The sequence below is a fragment of the Pedococcus dokdonensis genome, assembly GCF_900104525.1.
Lineage (GTDB): Bacteria > Actinomycetota > Actinomycetes > Actinomycetales > Dermatophilaceae > Pedococcus > Pedococcus dokdonensis.
Genome location: NZ_LT629711.1, coordinates 2,112,766 through 2,133,397, shown reverse-complemented (window position 1 = coordinate 2,133,397; position 20,632 = coordinate 2,112,766). Strand labels below are relative to the sequence as shown.

The 20,632-nt window shown below is 73.0% G+C and carries 20 protein-coding genes; 5 read left to right on the top strand and 15 right to left on the bottom strand.

Annotated elements, in window-relative coordinates; genetic code table 11:
• Positions 1-8: 8 nt before the first annotated feature.
• Positions 9-1,298: a thymidine phosphorylase gene (locus BLQ34_RS10030; protein WP_091784791.1), complete on the top strand. Its 1,290-nt coding sequence runs from the start codon at positions 9-11 to the stop codon at positions 1,296-1,298.
• On the opposite strand, the gene BLQ34_RS10025 is transcribed toward BLQ34_RS10030, so the two are convergent.
• Both BLQ34_RS10025 and BLQ34_RS10020 read right to left on the bottom strand, forming a co-directional pair.
• Entirely contained in the window at positions 1,279-2,262 is a 984-nt protein-coding gene (locus BLQ34_RS10025; protein WP_157692986.1) for an alpha/beta fold hydrolase, read from the bottom strand. The two genes, BLQ34_RS10030 and BLQ34_RS10025, sit on opposite strands and share 20 nt — an antisense overlap.
• A gap of 269 nt (positions 2,263-2,531) precedes the next feature.
• Positions 2,532-3,131 (bottom strand): TetR/AcrR family transcriptional regulator, encoded by a 600-nt coding sequence (locus BLQ34_RS10020; protein WP_091784785.1) that lies wholly within the window; start codon positions 3,129-3,131, stop codon positions 2,532-2,534.
• Positions 3,132-3,333: 202 nt separating this feature from the next.
• Between BLQ34_RS10020 and BLQ34_RS10015 the strand changes: the two genes are divergently transcribed.
• Both BLQ34_RS10015 and BLQ34_RS10010 read left to right on the top strand, forming a co-directional pair.
• A complete protein-coding gene (locus BLQ34_RS10015) occupies positions 3,334-3,696 on the top strand; it encodes a cupin domain-containing protein (protein ID WP_091784782.1) in 363 nt (120 codons plus the stop codon).
• Complete coding sequence (locus tag BLQ34_RS10010; RefSeq protein ID WP_231961015.1) at positions 3,693-4,865, top strand: adenosine deaminase; 1,173 nt, start codon at positions 3,693-3,695, stop codon at positions 4,863-4,865. Before BLQ34_RS10015 ends, BLQ34_RS10010 begins: the two co-directional genes overlap by 4 nt.
• An 18-nt stretch (positions 4,866-4,883) precedes the next feature.
• Here BLQ34_RS10010 and BLQ34_RS10005 read toward each other — a convergent pair whose 3' ends face one another.
• Entirely contained in the window at positions 4,884-5,705 is an 822-nt protein-coding gene (locus BLQ34_RS10005; protein WP_091784780.1) for an RDD family protein, read from the bottom strand.
• A 22-nt stretch (positions 5,706-5,727) separates the two neighbouring features.
• Here BLQ34_RS10005 and BLQ34_RS10000 point away from each other — a divergent pair, with 22 nt between their 5' ends.
• Positions 5,728-6,723: a stage II sporulation protein M gene (locus BLQ34_RS10000; RefSeq protein ID WP_091784778.1), complete on the top strand. Its 996-nt coding sequence runs from the start codon at positions 5,728-5,730 to the stop codon at positions 6,721-6,723.
• 109 nt (positions 6,724-6,832) lie between these two features.
• Here the strand turns inward: BLQ34_RS10000 and BLQ34_RS09995 are convergent, their stop codons facing one another.
• The 11 genes from BLQ34_RS09995 to BLQ34_RS09950 all read right to left on the bottom strand — a co-directional run bounded on the left by BLQ34_RS09995 (position 6,833) and on the right by BLQ34_RS09950 (position 18,292).
• Positions 6,833-8,125, bottom strand: coding sequence for a DUF58 domain-containing protein (locus BLQ34_RS09995; RefSeq protein WP_091784775.1), 1,293 nt, complete (start codon positions 8,123-8,125; stop codon positions 6,833-6,835).
• Complete coding sequence (locus BLQ34_RS09990; RefSeq protein WP_197674685.1) at positions 8,125-9,234, bottom strand: AAA family ATPase; 1,110 nt, start codon at positions 9,232-9,234, stop codon at positions 8,125-8,127. Before BLQ34_RS09990 ends, BLQ34_RS09995 begins: the two co-directional genes overlap by 1 nt.
• Positions 9,231-10,469, bottom strand: coding sequence for a DUF4350 domain-containing protein (locus BLQ34_RS09985; protein WP_157692985.1), 1,239 nt, complete (start codon positions 10,467-10,469; stop codon positions 9,231-9,233). The genes BLQ34_RS09990 and BLQ34_RS09985 overlap by 4 nt, the downstream gene beginning before the upstream one ends.
• Positions 10,466-11,113, bottom strand: coding sequence for a DUF4129 domain-containing protein (locus BLQ34_RS18790; protein WP_157692984.1), 648 nt, complete (start codon positions 11,111-11,113; stop codon positions 10,466-10,468). Before BLQ34_RS18790 ends, BLQ34_RS09985 begins: the two co-directional genes overlap by 4 nt.
• The gene (locus tag BLQ34_RS09980; protein ID WP_157692983.1) at positions 11,110-12,303 is read right to left on the bottom strand and encodes a hypothetical protein; all 1,194 of its coding nucleotides are present in this window, start codon (positions 12,301-12,303) and stop codon (positions 11,110-11,112) included. Before BLQ34_RS09980 ends, BLQ34_RS18790 begins: the two co-directional genes overlap by 4 nt.
• A gap of 105 nt (positions 12,304-12,408) precedes the next feature.
• A complete protein-coding gene (locus tag BLQ34_RS09975; protein WP_091784766.1) occupies positions 12,409-13,035 on the bottom strand; it encodes a uridine kinase family protein in 627 nt (208 codons plus the stop codon).
• 3 nt (positions 13,036-13,038) lie between these two features.
• A complete protein-coding gene (locus tag BLQ34_RS09970; protein WP_091784763.1) occupies positions 13,039-13,959 on the bottom strand; it encodes an aldehyde dehydrogenase family protein in 921 nt (306 codons plus the stop codon).
• Entirely contained in the window at positions 13,956-15,404 is a 1,449-nt protein-coding gene (locus tag BLQ34_RS09965; RefSeq protein ID WP_091784760.1) for an aldehyde dehydrogenase family protein, read from the bottom strand. The genes BLQ34_RS09970 and BLQ34_RS09965 overlap by 4 nt, the downstream gene beginning before the upstream one ends.
• A gap of 31 nt (positions 15,405-15,435) precedes the next feature.
• Positions 15,436-16,452: a deoxyribose-phosphate aldolase gene (deoC, locus tag BLQ34_RS09960; protein ID WP_091784757.1), complete on the bottom strand. Its 1,017-nt coding sequence runs from the start codon at positions 16,450-16,452 to the stop codon at positions 15,436-15,438.
• A gap of 71 nt (positions 16,453-16,523) precedes the next feature.
• Positions 16,524-17,729 (bottom strand): S1C family serine protease, encoded by a 1,206-nt coding sequence (locus BLQ34_RS09955; RefSeq protein WP_091784755.1) that lies wholly within the window; start codon positions 17,727-17,729, stop codon positions 16,524-16,526.
• A 185-nt stretch (positions 17,730-17,914) separates the two neighbouring features.
• Positions 17,915-18,292, bottom strand: a complete 378-nt coding sequence (locus BLQ34_RS09950) for a response regulator transcription factor (RefSeq protein WP_091784753.1) — start codon at positions 18,290-18,292, stop codon at positions 17,915-17,917.
• 106 nt (positions 18,293-18,398) lie between these two features.
• Between BLQ34_RS09950 and BLQ34_RS09945 the strand changes: the two genes are divergently transcribed.
• On the top strand, positions 18,399-18,872 hold the full coding sequence (locus tag BLQ34_RS09945; RefSeq protein WP_091784750.1) for a hypothetical protein: 474 nt from the start codon (positions 18,399-18,401) through the stop codon (positions 18,870-18,872).
• Between the two features lie 15 nt (positions 18,873-18,887).
• Here BLQ34_RS09945 and BLQ34_RS09940 read toward each other — a convergent pair whose 3' ends face one another.
• Positions 18,888-20,606 (bottom strand): phospho-sugar mutase, encoded by a 1,719-nt coding sequence (locus BLQ34_RS09940; protein ID WP_091784747.1) that lies wholly within the window; start codon positions 20,604-20,606, stop codon positions 18,888-18,890.
• Positions 20,607-20,632 lie beyond the last annotated feature (26 nt).

The window sequence follows — 20,632 nt, the reverse complement described above, 5'->3', positions numbered from 1 at the left end:
ATGACCCCATGAGTGAAGCCTTCGATGCCGTCGACGTGATCATTGCCAAGCGGGGGAAGGGCGAGCTCACCGACGGGCAGATCGACTGGGTGATCGACGCCTACACCCGCGGCGCGGTGGCGGACGAGCAGATGTCGAGCCTGGCCATGGCGATCCTGCTCAACGGCATGACCCGGCGCGAGATCTCCCGCTGGACCGGGGCGATGATCGCCAGCGGTGAGCGGATGGACTTCTCCGGTCTCTCCCGTCCGACCGCCGACAAGCACTCCACGGGCGGCGTCGGCGACAAGATCACGCTGCCGCTGGCCCCGCTGGTGGCGGCCTGTGGTGTGGCGGTGCCCCAGCTCTCCGGCCGCGGCCTCGGGCACACCGGTGGCACCCTCGACAAGCTCGAGTCGATCCCCGGCTGGCAGGCCGCCATGAGCAACGAGGCGATGATGCGCCAGCTCGAAGACGTCGGGGCAGTCATCTGCGCGGCCGGCGACGGCCTGGCCCCGGCCGACAAGAAGCTCTACGCCCTGCGCGACGTCACGGGCACCGTCGAGGCGATCCCGCTCATCGCGTCGTCGATCATGAGCAAGAAGATCGCGGAGGGCACCGGGGCGTTGGTGCTCGACGTCAAGGTCGGCAGCGGCGCGTTCATGAAGAACGTCGACGACGCCCGCGAGCTGGCCCGCACGATGGTCGACCTCGGCACCGACGCCGGCGTGAAGACGGTGGCGATGCTGACCAACATGCAGGTGCCGCTCGGCCTCACGGCGGGCAACGCGATCGAGGTGCGCGAGTCGGTCGAGGTGCTGGCCGGTGGCGGGCCCGAGGACGTCGTCGAGCTGACCCTGGCGCTGGCCCGCGAGATGCTTTCGGCCGCTGGCCGGGAGGACGTCGACCCGGCTGACGCACTGCGGGACGGTCGCGCCATGGACGCCTGGAAGGCGATGATCCGCGCCCAGGGCGGCGACCCGGACGCGACGCTTCCGGTCGCCAAGGAGAGCCAGGACGTGCTCGCGCCGGCTGACGGGGTGCTCACCGAGCTCGACGCCCTCAAGGTCGGCGTCGCCGCCTGGCGGCTCGGCGCGGGCCGGGCACGCAAGGAGGACCCGGTGCAGGCCGGCGCCGGCGTCGAGATGCACTACAAGCCGGGCGCCACCGTGCGTGCCGGCGAGAAGCTGCTGACGCTGCACACCGACACCCCCGACCGGTTCGAGCGGGCGCTGGAGTCACTCGAGGGCGCGTTCACGATCGCCCCGGAGGGATCGCGACCCGACCTGCTGCCATTGGTCATCGAGAAGATCTCCTGACCCGGTCGGCGGCCGCCGCCGCGAAGGCGCCCACCTGCTCGACGACAGCGGGGTCCCACAGCACGCGTCGGTGACCCAGTCCCTCGGTGGCGACCAGCCGCGCCCCGTGCCAGGCATCCTTGAGGCGCACGCCCCCCGCGAAGGGCGCCTCCCGGTCGCCGCGGTCGTGCACCACCAGCAGGTGCGGCAGCGAACCGTGCTGGGACGCCATGGTGAGCAGGTCGAGCGCCTCCATCGGCACACCGACCCGCCGCTCGGCCAGCGTCACCATCGTCGCCTGCGAGCGGCGCCCGATCCCGAGCGCGGTCGTCACGACGGGCAGCATGGCCGGCACCCCCTCCGAGGGTGCGACCAGCACGAGCGAGTCGGGCTCGGAGCCGAGGCCCAGGGCATGCACCGCCGCCAGCCCGCCGGCCGAGTGGGCCACCACGACACTCGGCCGGCCGAACTCGCGCACGACGGCGGCGAGCGCCTCGGCCATCTCGACGAACGTGGTCGACCGGCGACCGAAGGCTCCGGCGTCCGAGTCGCCGTGGCTGGGCGCGTCGAAGGCCACCACGCACAGGCCGCGGTCCACCAGCGGCGCGACGTGCGCGCCGACCTGCTGCCACCAGCCGCCCCAGCCGTGGACGAGGTATGCCGTGGGGTTGCCCCAGTCGCCGTAGACCCGTCCGCGGACGGTGCCGTGCGCCCACGCGACCTCGAACGGCTCACCTCCTCGAGGGGTCCGCTCGGCCCGCACCGCCGCGGCCGGGCGGGCCGGGAGCCGGAACCAGAGGTGCTCGGCCAATCGCCCACCCACGGCGGGCGCGCGCCGCTCGAGCAGCTCGAAGGTCGAGCGCAGGGCCGACGACCCAGGCAGGCCGGTGGCCGTCGTCGCCGTGCGGTCGTGGGCCGCGGGGACCGATCGTCGGGGTCGTCGCGCGAGAGTGATTCGGTCGATCGTGCTTCCTTGGGTCGACATGGCTGGAACCTCCTGAGTGGGTGTGGCCGGCAACGGGTCGGGTCGAGCGGGCTGCTGACCGCGCGGCGTCGGTCTGCCGCCTCCCCAGACTCGGGTCGCGAGCAGGTCTCGGGCATCGGCACCCACCACCCATCTGGGCACCGGGCCGCTGCCCATCCGGGTGGTCCGCCACCGGGGTGTCGTAGAGGAGGACGGGCCCTCGTCAGAACCGAAACGATCGATCGTGCTTTTTTCTGCGGACATGGCGGCTACCTCCGGGGTGGGTGGGATCAGCTGCGGATGTGGTCGATCAGGCGGTCGAAGGCGTCGTGGGCCCGACCCGCGGCGGCCGGGTCGCGCAGCAACCGGGCCGAGAAGTTGTAGCCCAGCACGATCGCGAGCATGTCGTGGGCGAACGCCGCCGCGTCAGCCGCCTCGTCGAACTGGCCCTCGGTGACCCCGCCCCGCACGATCGTCTCGATGGTGTCGAGCAGGTCGCGCTCGGTCTGCACGACCTTGGCGCGCACCGGGCCGTCGGGCTCGTCGTCGAACTCGCTGGCCACGGACACGAAGATGCAGCCACCCGGCAGTGCGTAGTCGGCGTAGCCGCCCCACCCGAGCCAGCGCTCGAAGAGCAGTCGGAGCCGGGGCTCACCACGGGGGGCCCTGAGGGCCGGCCGGATGACGAGCTGGGTGAAGGACTCGGCGGCGTAGTCCATCACCGCGGCCTGGAGCCCCTCCTTGGAGCCGAAGTGCGCGAACAGCCCGCTCTTGGACATCTCCAGGGCGTCGGCGAGGGAACCGATCGTGATGCCGCGCAGGCCGACCCGGCTGGACTGCGCCAGGGCCACGCGCAGCACCGAGTCGCGGGTGTCATCGCCCTTGCTCACTGCCGGCTCTCGTCCACGGGTCAATAAAAGCACGACCGTTCGGATCCGGCAAGGGCCGTCCCGCCCCCATGGCGGGCGTTCCCGCGCCGGGCGCTCCCACACCGGGCGTTCCCGCGACCGATGCTCCCGCGGTGGATGCTCCCGCGACGGATGCTGCCGCCGTGGACGTTCCCGCCAGGGCGCGCAGCACTAGGCTGGGCGGGTGCCTGAGCTCATCGCGACCCCCACGACCATCCCCGTCCCCGGCGGCAAGATCATCGACGAGCACGTCGGCCGGGTGAACACCGGCAGCGAAGCCGTCTCCGTCGCCCACATGAAGGCCCCTGCCGACTGGACCGAGCCGTTCCAGGCCCCGGAGTTCGACGAGATCACCCTCGTCATCGCGGGCTCGGTCCTGCTCGACCACGACGGGGGCCAGCTGCGGGTCGAGGCCGGGCAGAGCGTCATCACCCGCGCCGGCGAGCGGATCCGCTACTCCACCGGGTCGGCGGGAGCCGAGTACGTCGCGGTGTGCCTGCCGGCCTTCAGCCCCGACACCGTCAACCGCGAGGAGGAGGGCGCGTGATCTTCGGTCGCAAGGGCTCCAAGGACGACGCCGCGGTCTCCGACGACCTCGTGCTGCGCGCCCCGAAGGCGCTGCTGCACGACCACCTCGACGGCGGTCTGCGGCCCCAGACGATCGTGGAGATCGCCGACCAGGTCGGGTATGCCGGTCTGCCGGCAGGCGACGCCGAGAGCCTCGGTGCGTGGTTCCGGGAGAGTGCGGACTCCGGGTCGCTGGTGCGCTACCTCGAGACCTTCGACCACACCCTGGCCGTCATGCAGACCACCGAAGGGCTGCGCCGGGTGGCCCGCGAGTCGGTGCTCGACCTTGCCGCCGACGGGGTCGTCTACGCCGAGAGCCGCTACGCGCCCGAGCAGCACCTGTCCGACGGGCTGGCCCTCGAGGACGTCGTCGAGGCGGTCAATGCCGGCTTCCGGGAGGGGGAGGAGCAGGCCGCCCGGGCGGGCACCCCGATCCGGGTGACCGCCCTGCTGACCGCGATGCGGCATGCCGCCAAGAGCACCGAGATCGCCGAGCTCGCAGTCCGCTACCGCGACCAGGGCGTCGCGGGGTTCGACATCGCCGGCGCCGAGGCCGGCTTCCCGCCCACCCGACACCTCGACGCCTTCGAGTACCTCCGCCGCGAGAACGCACACTTCACCATCCACGCGGGCGAGGCGTTCGGCCTCCCGAGCATCTGGGAGGCGATCCAGTGGTGCGGCGCCGACCGGCTCGGTCACGGCGTCCGGATCGTCGACGACCTCACGGTGGGTGACAAGGCCTTCGGCGACGACGTCGCGGCGTCGGTCTCAGCGGCGCCGGACGACGTGCACCTCGGCCGCCTCGCGGCATACGTGCGTGACATGCGCATCCCGCTGGAAATGTGCCCGAGCAGCAACGTCCAGACGGGGGCCGCGGAATCCGTTGCGCTGCACCCGATCTCGCTGCTGAAGCGGTTGCGGTTCAGGGTCACCGTCAACACCGACAACCGGCTCATGAGCGGCACCTCCATGTCGCGCGAGATGGGGCTGCTGGTGCAGGACGCGGGCTGGACGATGGAGGACCTGCGCTGGGTGACGATCAACGCGATGAAGTCGGCGTTCATCCCGTTCGACCAGCGCCTCGCGATCATCGAGGACGTCGTCAAGCCCGGTTACGCGGCCCTGCAGGAGCAGACCGAACAGGTCTGACTCGCTGAGCCCGGCTGGTCAGGCCAGCGGGTCGGGAGGCAGCAGCCTGGCCAGGCGGTGGTCGTCGCGGGCCAGCCGGTCGGCGTCCCGTCGTCGGCGGTCGGCGATGACGGCGGCGAGGACGTGCTCGGCGTGGAAGCCGGGCGGGGGCGGCGGTGAGACGTGGGGGAGCACCGACCGCAGGAGAGCCTGCCCGAGGTCGTGCCGCGAGGCCGGCGTGAGCCCGTGCGCGCGACCCAGGAACTGCCGCACCGCGATCGCCAGACCCGGCGGCAGGGCAGCCAGGTCGGCCCCGGCGGCCCACTGCGCGAGCGGTGGGGGCATGAGTGGGGGCGGGAGGAGCCGCATCGACGCGCGCTGCGACACGACATACGTGCCGGCTGCCATGTCGCCGAGCCGCTTGGCGCGCGGGCTGATCAGCGACGAGACGAGCGCGCCCGCCCCGACGAGCAGGTAGATCTCGGGCCACCCGACGAGCGCTCGGGTGAGGGCGTGGCGGGCGGTGATCGGGCCACCGTCGTCGCGCACCACGCGCAGGCCCAGCGCGAGCTTGCCGAGGGTGCGCCCGCGCGTGAACGTCTCGACGACAGCGGGGACGCCCACCGTGACTCCCACGACCAGCAGGATCGACACGGTGCGGACCACCGCCGTCGACGTGCCGGCGAACAGCGCCCTGACGAGGAACCCGCCGGCGATGAGCAGCGCGGCGGCCACCAGCAGGTCGATGATCCCCGACAACGCCCGCGACGGGACGCCGGCGATGGGCAGCTCGACCGCTACCCCCTCGCCGGTGACCATGTCGTCGCCCGCATAGCTGCGGTAACCGGCCCCCGTGCTCATGGCCGAAGCATAGAGTGGCGCCGTGGACCTGGATGCGTACGTCGCCGCACGCAGCCGGTACTGGGGGCGACTCGAGGAGCTGTCGAACCGGCGCCGCCTGACCGGTGCCGAGGGGGACGAGCTGCTCGACCTCTACCAGCGGGTCTCGACCGACCTGTCCGTGGTCCGGTCGGCCGCCCCCGACCCGTCGGTGGTGTCCTACCTGTCGATGCTGCTCACCCGGGCCCGCGTGAGCATGGTGTCGACCCGCACGACGACATGGGCCGACCTGGTCGGCTTCTTCACCCGCACCTTCCCGGCCGCGCTCTACCGCACCCGGTGGTGGTGGGTCAGCACGGCCCTGACCAGCGTGCTGGTGATCGCGCTCATCGCAGCCTGGACGCTCCGGCACCCCGAGGTCTACACCGCCCAGCTGACGCCGGCCGAGATCGACGCCTACGTCGGCACCGACTTCGCGCACTACTACCGCGAGTTCCCGCACCACGAGTTCGCGACCCTCGTGTGGGTCAACAACGCCTGGGTGGCCGCGCAGTGCATCGCGCTGGGGGTGCTGGGGCTGCCGGTCCTCTACCTGCTGTTCACCAACGTCGCGAACGTGGGCGTGGTGGCCGCGCTGATGATGGGACACGACCGCACCAGCCTGTTCTTCGGCCTGATCCTGCCGCACGGTCTGCTGGAGCTGACGGCCGTGTTCGTGGCCGGAGCGGTGGGCCTGCGGTTGTTCTGGTCGTGGGTCGAGCCCGGCCCCCGCACCCGGCTGCAGGCGTTCGCCGCCGAGGGCCGCACGGCCGTCGCGATCGCGGTGGGTCTGGTCGCGGTGCTCCTCGTGAGCGGCGCGATCGAGGGCTTCGTGACCCCCTCGGGGTTGCCGACCTGGGCCCGGATCGGGATCGGCGTGGTGGCCGAGTCGGCCTTCCTCGTCTACGTGTTCGTCGTGGGCCGCCGGGCGCACCTGCACGGGGTCACCGGCGACGTCGAGGCGCGGGACGTGGGCGACCACGACATCGTCGCGGCCTGACCTGCCCCGGCTCCTCCCGCCCCCTCTCGACTCCTGGCCACCCATGCCGCATGGAGCCCCTGAAACCGGGCCCGGACGGCGCACCAGTGGCCAGAAGTGCGAGAAGGGGTCAGAGGAGGCCCTGGCGCTTGAGCATGAGGTAGTGGTCGGCGAGCCGGACCGGCAGCTGGTCCGGTGGCTCGTCCAGGACGTCGACCCCCAGGCTGGCCAGCGCGGCCGCCGTGCGCCGCCGCAGGGTGGTGGTGCGCTCGGCGGCGGCCGCGTCGTAGACCTGCGCGACGGTCTCGCGTGCGGCCCGCATGCGGGCGACCGCGGGGTCGGCGACCGACGCGACGACGACCCGGTGGTGGGCGCAGAGGGAGGGCAGCACGGGAATGAGCCCCTGCTCGACGGCGGAGGACTCGAGCGGCGTCAGCAGCACCACCAGCGCCCGCTGCGTCCCGAGCCGACGGACCTCGGTGGCCAGCAGTCCCCAGTCGGCCTCGACCAACCGCGACTCGACCGGGGCCAGCGTGCTGATGGTGTCGTGCAGGAGCTTGGCCCGGTCGGCGCCCCCGACCCGGGCCTGCACCACCCGGTCGCCGGCCAGCACCTGCACGCGGTCGCGCGCGTGCCCGGCCAGGGCGGTGAGGAGCAGGGCGGCATCCATGGCGGCATCGAGGCGGGGCGAGTCGTCGACCCGCCCAGCTGACGTGCGCGAGGTGTCGACGACGATGACGATCCGTCGGTGCTGCTCGGGCTGCCAGGTGCGCACCACCAGGTGTTGGCGTCGCGCGGTGGCCCGCCAGTCGATGCTCCGGACGTCGTCGCCGTCGACGTACTCGCGCAGGCTGTCGAACTCGGTGCCCTGCCCGCGGGTGCGCAGCGCTGCCCGGCCGTCCAGCTGGCGCAGCACCGCCAGCCGGCTCGGCAGGTGCTTGCGGGCGGGGAACGGGTGCAGCGTCCGGAGCTGCCCGGGCACCTCGAAGGACCGCTGTCGTGCGGCCAGCCCGAGCGGACCCGTGGCGCGGATGGTGACCCGGTGCGCCCGGCGGTCGCCCCTGCGGGTCGGGTGCATCGCCGTGGTGAGGCGGGTGCGTTCCCCCGCGGGCACGTCCAGCCGGTGTGCTCCGGCGGAAGCCCCGGCCGAGGGTGGCCAGGCGTCGCGGAGCGCTCCGCGCACCCTGCGGCGGCCGCCGTTGGTGACCAGCACCGAGGTCGCGGTGTCGTCGCCGAGGCGCACCTGGCCGGGGCCCTCACGCGTGAGCGTGAGCGCGCGCGGTGACGGCGCCAGCACGGCGTCGAGGCCGACCAGCAGCACCGTGACGAGCAGCCACCACCGCGCCGTGTCGCCCTGCGGCCACACGGCGACCGGCACCAGCCCCACCAGGGCGAGCACCACGGCGCGGTAGGTGAGCGCCATCAGCGGGGGACCGGCACCGCTCCGAGCGCGCTGTCGAGGACGGCGCTGACGCTGACACCCTCGAGCTCGGCCTCCGGACGCAGGGACAGCCGGTGGGCCAGGGTGGCGTGGGCGAGGGCCTTCACGTCGTCGGGCGTCACGAAGCCTCGGCCGTTGATCCAGGCCCAGGCACGCGCCGTCGCCATCAGGGCGGTGGCGCCCCGAGGGCTCACCCCGAGGGCGAGTGACGGTGATGTCCGCGTGGCCCGGGCGATGTCGACGATGTATGCCGTGACCTCGTCGGAGATCTCGACGCTGCGGACCGCCTCGGCGCCGGCCGCGAGGTCGGCTGCCGAAGCGACCGGGCGCAGTCCCGCCGACTCCAGGTCGCGGGGGTCGAAGCCGGTCGCGTGGCGGCGCAGGACGGAGATCTCGTCCTCGCGCGGCGGCAGGGGCAGCGTGACCTTGAGGAGGAAGCGGTCGAGCTGTGCCTCGGGCAACGGGTAGGTGCCTTCGTACTCGACGGGGTTCTGGGTGGCGGCCACCATGAACGGCTGGGGCAGCGGGTGCGGGCGACCGTCGACACTGACCTGGCGCTCCTCCATCGCCTCCAGCAGCGCGGCCTGCGTCTTCGGCGGGGTGCGGTTGATCTCGTCGGCGAGCAGCAGGTTGGTGAAGACCGGGCCCTGCCGGAAGGTGAAGTCGCTGGTCGACGCGTCGTAGACGAGCGATCCGGTGAGGTCACCCGGCATCAGGTCGGGGGTGAACTGGACCCGCTTGGTCTCGACGTCGAGCGCGGCGGCGAGGCCGCGCACGAGCAGTGTCTTGGCGACGCCGGGAACGCCCTCGAGCAGGATGTGGCCGCGCGCGAGCAGGGCCACGAGGAGCCCGGCGACCGCGGCGTCCTGGCCGACGACCGCCTTGGCCACCTCGGCCCGGACCGCGAGCAGGGCCGCCCGCGCATCCGGTGCGGCGGGCGGCGGGCCGCCGCCGCCCGGCGAAGTGCCCGGCGACCCGCCCGTTGGTGCGCCGGGCGTCGTGGGCCAGGGCTGCGACGGTGCCGCCGGGATTGGCTCGCCCATCGCCCCGAAGGGCTGCTCGGGCGACGTGGGCTGGGGCTGGTCGGTCATGACGTACGGACTCTCTCCTCGAGATCGGCCAGGGCGTTGGCCAGGGCGTGCAGCTCGGTATCGGTGGTGGGCGGCGGCCCGGTGAGCAGCGCCGCGACGTGCGTGGGCGGCATACCGGACGCGGCTGCGGCAGCAGCCTGGACCGCCTCGACGGCGGACGGGGACAGGGCGAGGCGCCGGGCGAGTCGTTCGACGCTGCCCAGCCGCAGCACCGCGGCGGCGCGTCCGCGGTCCCGCGCCCGGCGGTAGATGCGCCCTCGGCTCTCGGTGGTCTCCACCGCGCGGACCAAGACCGGCAGCGGCTCGGTGACCAGCGCGCCCAGCCGCCGTCCGCGGACGAGGGCCAGCGCGACGACGGCCAGGGCGAGGATGCCGGATGCGGGGCCGAGCCACGGCGGCCACGCGCTCGGGCCTTGTCCACCCGAGCTCGCGAGGTCGCCGATCCCGGGCTGGTACCAGACCAGCCGGGGCGACTGGCCCAGGGCGCGTACGGCGAGTCCCGCGTGGGACGCCTCGTCGATCCAGCGGTTGGTGAGGCCGGAGCCGATCCCGAGGGCGACGACCTCGGGGTGGGCGTCGGTCGCAGGGGCCGTGGCCATCGCGGCACCGAACCCGAAGTCGGACGGTGCCGAGTCGTCGGCGCCCCGCGGGTTGGGCAGTCCGAAGCACAGGGTGGGCGCCGGGTTGGTCGTGCTGGCAACCGGCACGAAGCGGGTGTCGACCACGTCTGTGGTGTCGTCGGCGCGCGCGACCGCGGACCGGCAGCCGGCGGTCACCGTCAGGCGGGCGCCGACGTCGGTGGCGGCGAGCGGCACGTCGAGCTGGTCGAGCTGCTCGGTCGTCGGCGACACCAGCACCAGGCGGTCGGCGACGGACACCGTCTCAGCCAGGTTGGTGGTGCTGTCGTGGCCGAGGTAGTCGGGGTTGCCCACGACGACAGTGGTCCCGATCCCCGGGTCCGCCTCCACCAGCTCGTCGGCGGACCGCACCACCTCGACGTCCACGCCGTGGGCCCGCAGCACCTCGACGAGCGCGCGGCCGCCCTGGGGACCGGTCTGGTCGGGGTCGAGGACCTGGTCGGGCGCGTTCGTCGACAACGCGATCGCCACCAGCGCGGCGACGCCGATGGCGACGACCAGCCCCCAGAGCGCGCGCCGGCGCCACCGGGTGGCCCGGTTCGCCGGGGGCGGAGCGACCCCGAGCGTCGGGCCGTGGACGGCGACCGGTGCGGTCACGAGGTGGCCAGCTCGCCGAGCACGGGTCGGGTGGACTGCAGCGTCGCATCGAGGTCGGCGACCGCGCTGGCCTTGTCCTGGGTCGTGCGTCGGTGTCCGTAGCGGACCGCGTCGAACTCGGCCGCGCTCACGGCGAGCGCCCCGGCGTGGTCGGGAAAGGCCGGCTCGAGGGCCACGGCCACCTCGTGGGCGGTGCGGCCGGGCAGGTCGGTGAGGAGGGTTCGCTCCACCGCGGCGGCGGCCAGGGCGCGGTAGCTGTCGAGCAGCACGGCGTCCCAGTCGCCCCGCGCCCGAGCCGCCGTGGCGCGCGCCCGGTAGTCGGTGGCCGCGAGTCCTCCCTCGTCGACGACCGAACGGCGCGAACCGCCACCACGAGCGGAGGGCTCACCCCTCACCCGCAGCGCGACCACCAGGGCGACCGCGGCCAGGACCACTACCACCAGCACGGCCACGGCCCACGAAGGCAGCAGACCCCCACCGGGCCCGCCGCCGAGCTCTCGCCACAGCCACTCGAGGAACCGCTGGAGCGGCGACGGCTGCGTCGTGTAGTGCCCCTTGGCCAGCTCGTCCAGCACCCACTGACGGGCCTCGGGTGAGCTCGGGTCGAGCGGCGGACCGTCGGACGCGGTGGTCGGGCTCGTCATCTGGCGGCGGTCGCTCCCGGCCAGGCCCGATCGGCATCGGCCTGCGCCGCAGTGATCAGCTGCACGTCGAAGCCCTCCCGCCGGATCCGCTGGTCGACGTAGAGCAGCGCGTCGACGCCGGCGGTGAACGGCGTGGTCAGTGCCCCCGTGATCAGGCCGGTGACACCGGAGACGATGGCCTGGAAGACGTAGGTGTTCTGGGGGTCGCCGGATGCCACGATGGCGACCCCACCGATCGCGCCCAGCGGGAAGGCGAGGATCTGCGCCGCCACACCCACGATGAACCCGGTCAGGATCCGGATGCCGAGGACCCGCCAGAACTGGGAGCCGGACGTGAGGGCCCACGACCTCGCGATCCCACGCCCCACACCGGCCTTCTCGAGCACCACGGCGACACCCACGAAGGCCAGCCGGGTGGACAGCCAGAGCGCGAGCAGGACGGCGATCAGGGCGGCGGCGACCCCGAACAGGATGGCCAGCACGAGGCCCGAGTTGTCGGGGGCCACGGACTGCGTCTGCACCGCGGAGATGATGGCGAGCACCGGCAGCACGACGACGGCGGCGATGGCGAGGAGGACGGCCAGCCCGGTGACGATCGTCGCTCCGACGAGGGGCAGGATCCGACCGCGCGTGCCCTCCCAGGTCTGGCCGGCGCTGACCCTGCGCCCCATCACGGCCTGGCTGATCACGAACGCGACGAAACCGGTCAGCAGGATGGTCGACCCGGACGTTCCCAGCGAGGGCACCAGCGAGCCGAGGGTGCCGGCCACCGGGAAGACGTCGTCCGTGCCGACGTCGAGCACCTCCTGCTGGGCAGCCACCCAGACGCCGAGGGCGGTGGTCGGGACGAGGAAGAGCAGGGTCGTGACGAACGCGAGGCCCATGGTCGCTGCGACGTTGCCGCGGATCGCCTTGAGCACCGCGCCGTAGACGTCGCCGAGGTTGAGGGGGCGCAGCGGGATGATGCCGGGCCGGAACTCCATGGCGGGGTGCGCGCCCCAGCCGGGCTGCCCCTGCGACCAGGCCGGCCCGGCGCCGACGGCGCCCGCACCGACGGGCGGGGCGGCTGGCGGCTGCAGCGGTGGCGCCGGCGGGTGTGGCGGTGGGGGTGCCGCGTGGCCTCCCGGCGGGCCAGCCGCCGGGTCCGTGGGCGCACCGCTGCCCGGTGCCACCCACTGCGGATCGGTCATGGCTGTCTTCCCCCTCGCTGACGTCGTCGAAACCCTAACCGACGGGGGTGGCGCCCGGGTGGCAGCCGCGCGAATCCGAGCCGCTCCGGGCTCCCGGGTGAGGGCTCAGTGGGCGAGCGCGGACAGCAGCGGCTCGAGGTCCTTGGCCCGGGCCGACTCGGCCCCCAGGGCTTCCTGCCGCGCCACGACCCGGGGTTCAGCGCGCATCAGCGCGAGCCCGCGTCGGACCAGGGTCCACGGCGGCTTGCGGTGCTCGGAGAGGTCACGCAGCAGCCGCCACACGAAGGTCACCACCCGGTGGTGGTGCACGCAGTACGCACCGGCCAGGAGGCCGCGGTCGCGCAGGTCGCCGATGATCTCGGCGGCGAAGATCCCCTCGGCGAGGATCAGGTCGTGCTGGTCGGCGCGAACGGTCGTCGTGTCCACGGCCCGGCTGAGCGAGATGTCGTAGACCGGCGTCTGCACGGCACCGGTCGCGACCAGGGTCTCGAGGGCGTCGACGGCCGCCTGGCGGTTCCACGAGTCGGGGTGGTCCCAGTCGACGATGCCCAGCTCTTCGCTGCGCGGCATCGCCGGGTCGTCCTCGTCGCGGTAGAAGTCGTCGAGCCGCACGATCGGCCACCCGTGCGCCCCCTGGAGCCGCGCCGCCAGACGCGACTTGCCGGCCCCACTGGGGCCGGCAAGGACGACGACGCGGGCGCGGGTGGTCGCGTCCGACGCGGGTGCGGTCAAGGGTCAGCGGCCCTTGGGGTGCCAGACCGTCTTGGTCTCGAGGAACGGCGTGATGCGGGACAGGTCGGGCGTACGCGACCAGTCGGGCTCGACGGCGCCGGAGCCCTCGCCGGCCGGGCGGACGACGCGCTTGAGGTTCTCTGCGGCGGCCAGCTCGAGGTCGCCCCAGCTCACGCCCTCGGCGTCGGCGGCGCCGGCCAGGTCGATGGCGTTGACGTCACGGTGCGAGGCGAGCCACGGCGCCACCTCGGCGGTGCGGCCGGTGATCAGGTTGACGACACCACCGGGGACGTCGGAGGTCGCCAGCGCCTCGGAGAGGGTGATCGCCGGCAGGGGGCGCAGCTCACTGGTGAGGACCACGGCGGTGTTGCCTGAGCAGACGACCGGGGCCAGCACCGACACCAGGCCGAGCAGCGAGCTGCGTTGCGGCGCAAGGACGGCGACGACACCGGTCGGCTCGGGCGCCGAGATGTCGAAGTACGGGCCGGCGACCGGGTTCAAGCCGCCGAGGACCTGCGCGAGCTTGTCGGTCCACCCGGCATACCAGACCCAGCGGTCGATGGCCTGCGAGACGATCGTCTCGGCGCGACGTTCGGCGACGCCCTCGCTGGCGCGCACCTCGGCGACGAACTGGGCGCGGCGCCCCTCCATCACCTCGGCGACGCGATAGAGCACCTGACCACGGTTGTATGCCGTGGCGCCGGCCCAGCCGGCCACCGCGCCCCGGGCGGCGACGACGGCGTCACGCGCATCCTTGCGCGAGCCCTGGGCGGCGTTTGCGAGGAACTTGCCGCGACCGTCCACCACCTCGTAGGAGCGGCCCGACTCCGAGCGCGGGAACTTCCCGCCGATGTAGAGCTTGTAGGTCTTCCGGACGTCGACGCGGGCGTCGGCACCGGCCGAGCGCGTGGCGGTGGGGCTCACTTGCTGTCTCCCGTCGTGACGTAGGCGGCCAGGCCGTGCCGGCCACCCTCGCGGCCGTAGCCGGACTCCTTGTAGCCACCGAAGGGGCTGGTGGGGTCGAACTTGTTGAACGTGTTGGCCCACACCACGCCGGCCTTGAGCTGGTCGGCCATCCAGAGGATGCGCGAGCCCTTCTCGGTCCAGATGCCCGCCGACAACCCGTAGGGCGTGTTGTTCGCCTTGGCGACGGCCTCGTGCGGGGTGCGGAAGGTGAGGACCGACAGGACCGGCCCGAAGATCTCCTCCTGCGCGATCCGGTGCGTCTGGCTCACGCCAGTGAAAACCGTTGGCCTGAACCAGAATCCCTTGCTCGGCAGCTCGCAGCCGTTGTCCCAGCGCTCGGCTCCCTCGGCCTCGCCGGCCGCAGTGAGGTCGACGATCCGCTTGAGCTGGGCCTTGGAGTTGATCGCGCCCACGTCGGTGTTCTTGTCGAGCGGGTCGCCCACGCGCAGGGTCTCGAGGCGGCGCTTGAGCCGCTTCTCGACCTCGTCGGCGATGTTCTCCTGGACCAGGAGCCGCGAACCGGCGCAGCACACGTGGCCCTGGTTGAAGAAGATGCCGTTGACGATGCCCTCGACGGCCTGGTCGATGGGCGCGTCGTCGAAGACGATGTTGGCGGCCTTGCCACCGAGCTCGAGGGTGGCCTTCTTGCGGGTGCCGGCGATCGAGCGGGCGATCATCTTGCCGACCCCGGTCGAGCCGGTGAACGCGAGCTTGTCGATGTCGGGGTGGTCGACGATGGCCTGCCCGGTGGCCCCGGCGCCGGTAACGATGTTGACGACACCCGGCGGCAGGTCGGCCTGCTGGACGACCTCGGCGAAGAGCAGCGCGGTCAGCGGGGTCGTCTCAGCGGGCTTGATCACCACGGTGTTGCCGGTCGCGAGGGCCGGCGCGATCTTCCACGCCAGCATCAGGATCGGGAAGTTCCAGGGGATCACCTGGCCGACGACGCCGTGTGGACGCGGGTTGTCTCCCAGGCCCGCGTAGTCGAGCTTGTCGGCCCAGCCCGCGTGGTAGAAGAAGTGCGCCGCTGCGAGGGGGACGTCGACGTCGCGGCTCTCCTTGATCGGCTTGCCGTTGTCGAGGCTCTCGAGCACCGCGAACTCGCGGGCCCGCTCCTGGAGGATGCGGGCGATCCGGAAGAGGTACTTGCCGCGGTCCGCACCGGACATCCGGCCCCAGGCGCCGTTGTAGGCCCGGCGGGCCGCCGCCACCGCGCGGTCGACGTCGGCGTCGCTGGCAGAGGTGACCTCGGCGAGGACCTCCTCGGTGGCGGGACTGATCGTCTTGAACGCCGAACCGCCCTGGGAGTCGGTGAACTCACCGTTGATGAACAACCCGTAGGAGGGCTTGATGTCGACGACGGCGCGGGACTCCGGCGCCGGTGCGTACTCGAACTTGGCCATCAGGTTTCGTGTCCTCTGGTCGGTGCGGTGGTCAGTAGAGGCTGGGCGAGTCGTCGGTGACGTAGTCGGCACCCGAGTAGGCGCCGATGGCCATCCGCTGACGCTGGAGGAGGAGGTCGTTGAGCAGGCTCGAGGCCCCGAACCGGAACCAGTGCGGGTCGAGCCAGTCGTCGCCCGCGATCTCGCTGACGGTGACGAGGAACTTCAGGGCGTCCTTGCTGGTGCGGATGCCACCGGCCGGCTTCACCCCGACCATCTCGCCGGTGAGGTCGCGCCAGTCGCGGACCGCCTCGAGCATGATCAGGGTGACGGGGAGGGTGGCCGCGGGCGAGACCTTGCCGGTCGAGGTCTTGATGAAGTCACCGCCGGCGAGCATCGAGAGCCATGACGCCCGGCGGACGTTGTCGTAGGTGACCAGCTCACCGGTCTCCATGATCACCTTCAGCCGGGCGCGGCTGCCGTCCTCGCGGACGCAGGCCTCGGCGACCTCGGCGATCTCGCGGAACACGGTGAGGTAGTCGCCCGACAGGAACGCGCCACGGTCGATGACCATGTCGATCTCGTCGGCCCCGGCGGCGACGGCGTCACGGGTGTCGGCGAGCTTGACCGGCATGAGGGCTCGGCCACTCGGGAAGGCCGTGGCCACGGCCGCGATGTTGACGCCGCTCTGGCCGAGGACCTCCCTGGCGGTGGGGACCATGTCGCCGTAGACGCACACCGCCGCGGGGCGCGGGGTCGACAGGTCGGTGGGGTCGGGCGTCAGCGCCTTGGCGCACAGGCCACGCACCTTGCCGGGGGTGTCGGCGCCCTCGAGCGTGGTCAGGTCGATCATCGAGATCGCGGTGTCGATGCCCCACGCCTTGGACGTGGTCTTGATCGAGCGGGTGCCCAGCCCCGCTGCGCGAGCCTCGCAGCCCACCTGGTCGACGCCGGGGAGGCCGTGCAGCCAGCTCGTGAGGGCGGAGTTCGTGAGGCGGGAGACGCCGAGGAGGTCGCGCGCCCTGGCCGTCGCGTCGACGGAGGGGGCCGCAGCTGTGGGGGTGCTCACCGACCAATGCTATCGGTGTCTCAGCCCGTGGTCAGACCGCGCGGGTTCCGGCCCGAACCGTGCGCTCGGGGTCAGTCGGCGGGGCCGGAGCCGAGCGTCACGGTCGCGGAGTGGGCGGTGCCGTAGGCGTCGACCCAGGTGACCGCGACCCGGTCGCCCGGGTCGTGCGCGGTCAGCGCGTCGGTCAGCCCGCTCGACGTCGAGACCGGCGTGCCCCCGACGCGGGTGATGGCCGACCCCGACGTGATCCCTGCCGCCTCCGCCGCGGAGCCGTCGACGATCCCGACCACGGGGACGCCGCCGGTGACCGCCACCTGGCCGGTCTGGATGCCGAGGAACGCCGGCACGCCCTGGTGGATGGTGGCGTCGTCGACGCCCGACCTGATCTTCTGTGCGACGGCCAGCGCCGTGTCGATCGGTATGGCGTAGCCCGCCACGGTCTCGCCGGTGCGGCTGGTCTGGGCAGCGGTGTCGATGCCGACGACCTGGCCGTCCGCGTCATACAACGGGCCGCCGGAGTCGCCGGCCTCGATGGCGGCGTCGGTCATGATCAGGCCGGAGAGGTCCTCGCTGTCGGTGCCGCTGCCGTCGCTGGCGGTGATGTCCTGGTCGAGCGCGGTGACCTGACCGGTGGCGGCGGAGGTGCCCTCCTCGTTGCCGGCATTGCCGACACCCGTCACCGCGTCGCCGACCTGGAGGGACGAGGAGTCGCCGAGGTCGACGGTCGCCAGCCCGGTCGCGCCGGACAGCTGGAGGACCGCGACGTCGTTCGTGGGGCTGGTGCCGACCACCGTCGCGGAGTAGGTGCGACCAGTCGACAGCACGGTGACCTCGATGCTGGTGGCGCCTTCGATGACGTGGTTGTTGGTGAGCACCTCGCCGTCGGAGCGAAGGACCATGCCGGTCCCGGCGGCCTCGCCCTGCCCGTAGTTCACCGTCGACACGATGTCGACCACGCCCACCAGCTGCCGCGCGGTGGCCTCGGTCGTGCTGCCGCTGCCGGTCGAGCCGGTGCTGCCACCGCTGCCGCCACCGCTGCCGCCGCTGCCGCCGCCGGTGGACCCGCCCCACCCCGGCCAGCCACGGGGGGCGAGGTCCGCGCCGGACCCCGAGCTGCCGGCATACGGGTTGGCGGAGCGGGCGATGCTGGTGCCGGTCGTCGCGCCCGAGGCGCTCGCGGTGTGCGCGAGCTGAGCGCCGCCGATGGCGATCGCCGTCGCGGAGGCGATGCCGGCCGCGCCGAGCAGGAGGGGTAGGGGGCGCTTGGCGATCTGCATGGCGGTCACCTTCGTGAGGTCTGGTCGTGCGTGGTGTCACGACCTACTTCACGGCACTGCGGTGGAGGTGCGCTGTGGACCACCTCGACGTTCCCTGTGAGCGCGCTCGGGCACTTGGGTGCGCACCGGTGGTCACGGGCCGGTCGCTCGGGTGGCCGGTGACGATCCGCGCGCACCACGTCGGGCTAGGGGCGGGGGCGCTCCAGCGCGGCGAGGGCCTTGACCCGGCTGACCAGCTCGCGACCGCGGAACGGCTTGACCATGTAGTCGTCGGCGCCCGCAGCGAAGGCCTGGTCGATGTCGGCCTCGTGCGCTTTGGACGTGAGCATCAGGACGGGGACGTCCTTGGCGTGCGGGTCGGCGCGGATGGCGCGGCAGACGTCGACACCACTCATCCCCGGCATCATCCAGTCGAGGATCACCAGGTCGGGGTCGCGCGTGAGGGCGGCACTGAGCCCGGCCGAACCCTCGTCCTCGGCCCGGACGTCATAGCCCTCGCGACCCAGGATGGCGACGACGAGGTCCTGGATGTCCCGGTCGTCCTCGACCACCAGCACCTTCATCCCCAGCACTGTACGCGGCGACCGTGCCCGGGCGGGGGAGGCGGACCTCGCCGTTCGCCCGCGTGCTTCGTTGCCGATCCGGCTCAGGTGGGGCAGTCTCGGCCGCGTGGACCGCACCGAGTTCAAGCTGCTCAGGGAGGGGCTGACGACCAACCTGCCCCCGGCCTCGGGAGCGCTCGTCGACGGCGCCGCGGCCCGGCTCCGCCGCCGACTGGAGTCGAGCGTCATGTTCGCGCAGGTGGAGCTGGAGGTCACCGAGGACCCCGAGCGGCTGCTGATCGCGCTCGTCCGCTACCGGCCGGGGACGCGGGAGCGTCAGGTGGCCAGCTTCCTCGAGGCGCTGTGGATCACCGAGCTGCGGCTGTCCGGGCTCGACGCCTTCAACTTCGTCATCGAGCCCGGCTACGTCGAGCTCGAGGCGGTCACCGGCGACCACGATGCCGGCTACTTCGTCAGCCTGCAGCTGGTCGCCCTCGAGGGCGATGCGGACCTGTTCGCCCGCGCGGACGCCCAGCCTCCGACACCGCCGCCGGCGCCGGACGAGTCGGGGCGCAGGAAGCCGTTCTGGAAGAAGTCCTAGCCCGGAGCCGGACCACTAGAGGGCGGTGAGCTCCTCCATGGCCGAGCGGATCGCCGCCAACCGGTCTGCGGCGGCCTTGCGGGCCGCGGCGAGGTCACCCGACACCGGCTCGATCACCTCGAGGTAGACCTTGAGCTTGGGCTCGGTGCCGGACGGCCGCACGATGATCCGCGAGTCGTCGGCGAGGTAGTAGCGCAGCCCGTCCGTCGGCGGGAGCGACTCGCTGCCCTGCGACAGGTCATCGGTGCGAGCGACGGCGGTGCCGGCCACGTCGGTCGGGGGAACGTCACGCAACCGGGCCATCACGGTGCCGATCAGCGACAGGTCGGCAACCCGCACCGAGAAGGAGTCGGTGGCGTGCACCCCATGGGCGGTGGCGAGGTCGTCGAGCAGGTCGGTGAGCGAGCGCCCCTCGGCCTTGAGGGTGGCGGTCATCTCGGCGACCACGAGGGCAGCGCTGACGCCGTCCTTGTCACGCACGTGGGGCGGGTCGACGCAGTAGCCGAGCGCCTCCTCGTAGCCGTAGCGAAGCCCGTCCACGCGCGAGATCCACTTGAACCCGGTCAGGGTCTCCTCGTGCGGCACCCCCGCAGCGGTCGCCATCGCGGCGAGCAGGCGTGACGACACGATCGAGTTCGCGAAGACGTCGCCGTCCGCCACCCCGCGGGCCAGGATGTGGGCACCGAGCAGGGCGCCCACCTCGTCGCCACGCAGCATCCGCCACCCGCCCGGGCCGGGCACCGCGACGGCACAGCGGTCGGCGTCGGGGTCGTTGGCGATCACGACGTCGGGGCCGGTCTGCTCGGCCAGCTCGAGGGCGGCGTCCATCGCGCCCGGCTCCTCGGGGTTCGGGAAGTGCACGGTCGGGAACGCCGGGTCGGGCTGGGCCTGGCTCTCGACCGGGATCGGGGCGGCATACCCGGCGCGCACGAACGCCTTCGCGACGGTCTCGGAGCCCACCCCGTGCAGGGCCGTGTGCACCACGGTGACGTCGCGGGCGCTGTCGGCGGACACGACCGTCACGACGTCCTCGAGGTAGGCCGCGAGCACGTCGTCGCCGAGCGTCTCCCAGCCGTCCTCGGCCAGCGGCACGTCGGCGACGGCGTTGACCCGGGCGATCTGGGTGGCGATGTCGGTATCCGACGGTGGCACGATCTGCGACCCGTCGCCGAGGTAGACCTTGTAGCCGTTGTCCTCGGGCGGGTTGTGGCTGGCGGTCACCATCACCCCGGCATCGGCGCCGAGGAACCGGATCGCGTAGGCCAGCACCGGCGTCGGCAGTGGCTCCGGCAGGATCGCGGCGCGCCCGCCCGCGCCGACCACCACCGCAGCCGTGTCGCGGGCGAACACGTCGGAGTTGCGGCGGGCGTCGAAGCCCACCACCACGAACGGCTGCGGCTTGCGTGCCTGCAGGTATGCCGTGAGGCCGGCTGCCGCACGGATCACGACGGAGCGGTTCATCCGGTTGGGACCGGCGCCGAGGGCGCCGCGCAGCCCGGCGGTCCCGAACTCGAGCATCCCGGAGAACCGGTCGGCGAGGTCGTCCACAGCCGTCTGGTCGCCCTGCTTGACGCGAGCCAGGACGTCGCCGAGCTCGACCCGGGTCTCGTGGTCGGGGTCGTCGTCCACCCACGCCTGTGCCGCGTCGACGAGCTCCTGGGCCCGCTCGCGGGCGGAGTCCTCGGGGCTCGTGGGTGAGTCGGCTCCGCGGCCGTGCCGCGCGGCATACGTCATGGCGGGGCTCCTCGGGTCGGGTGGTG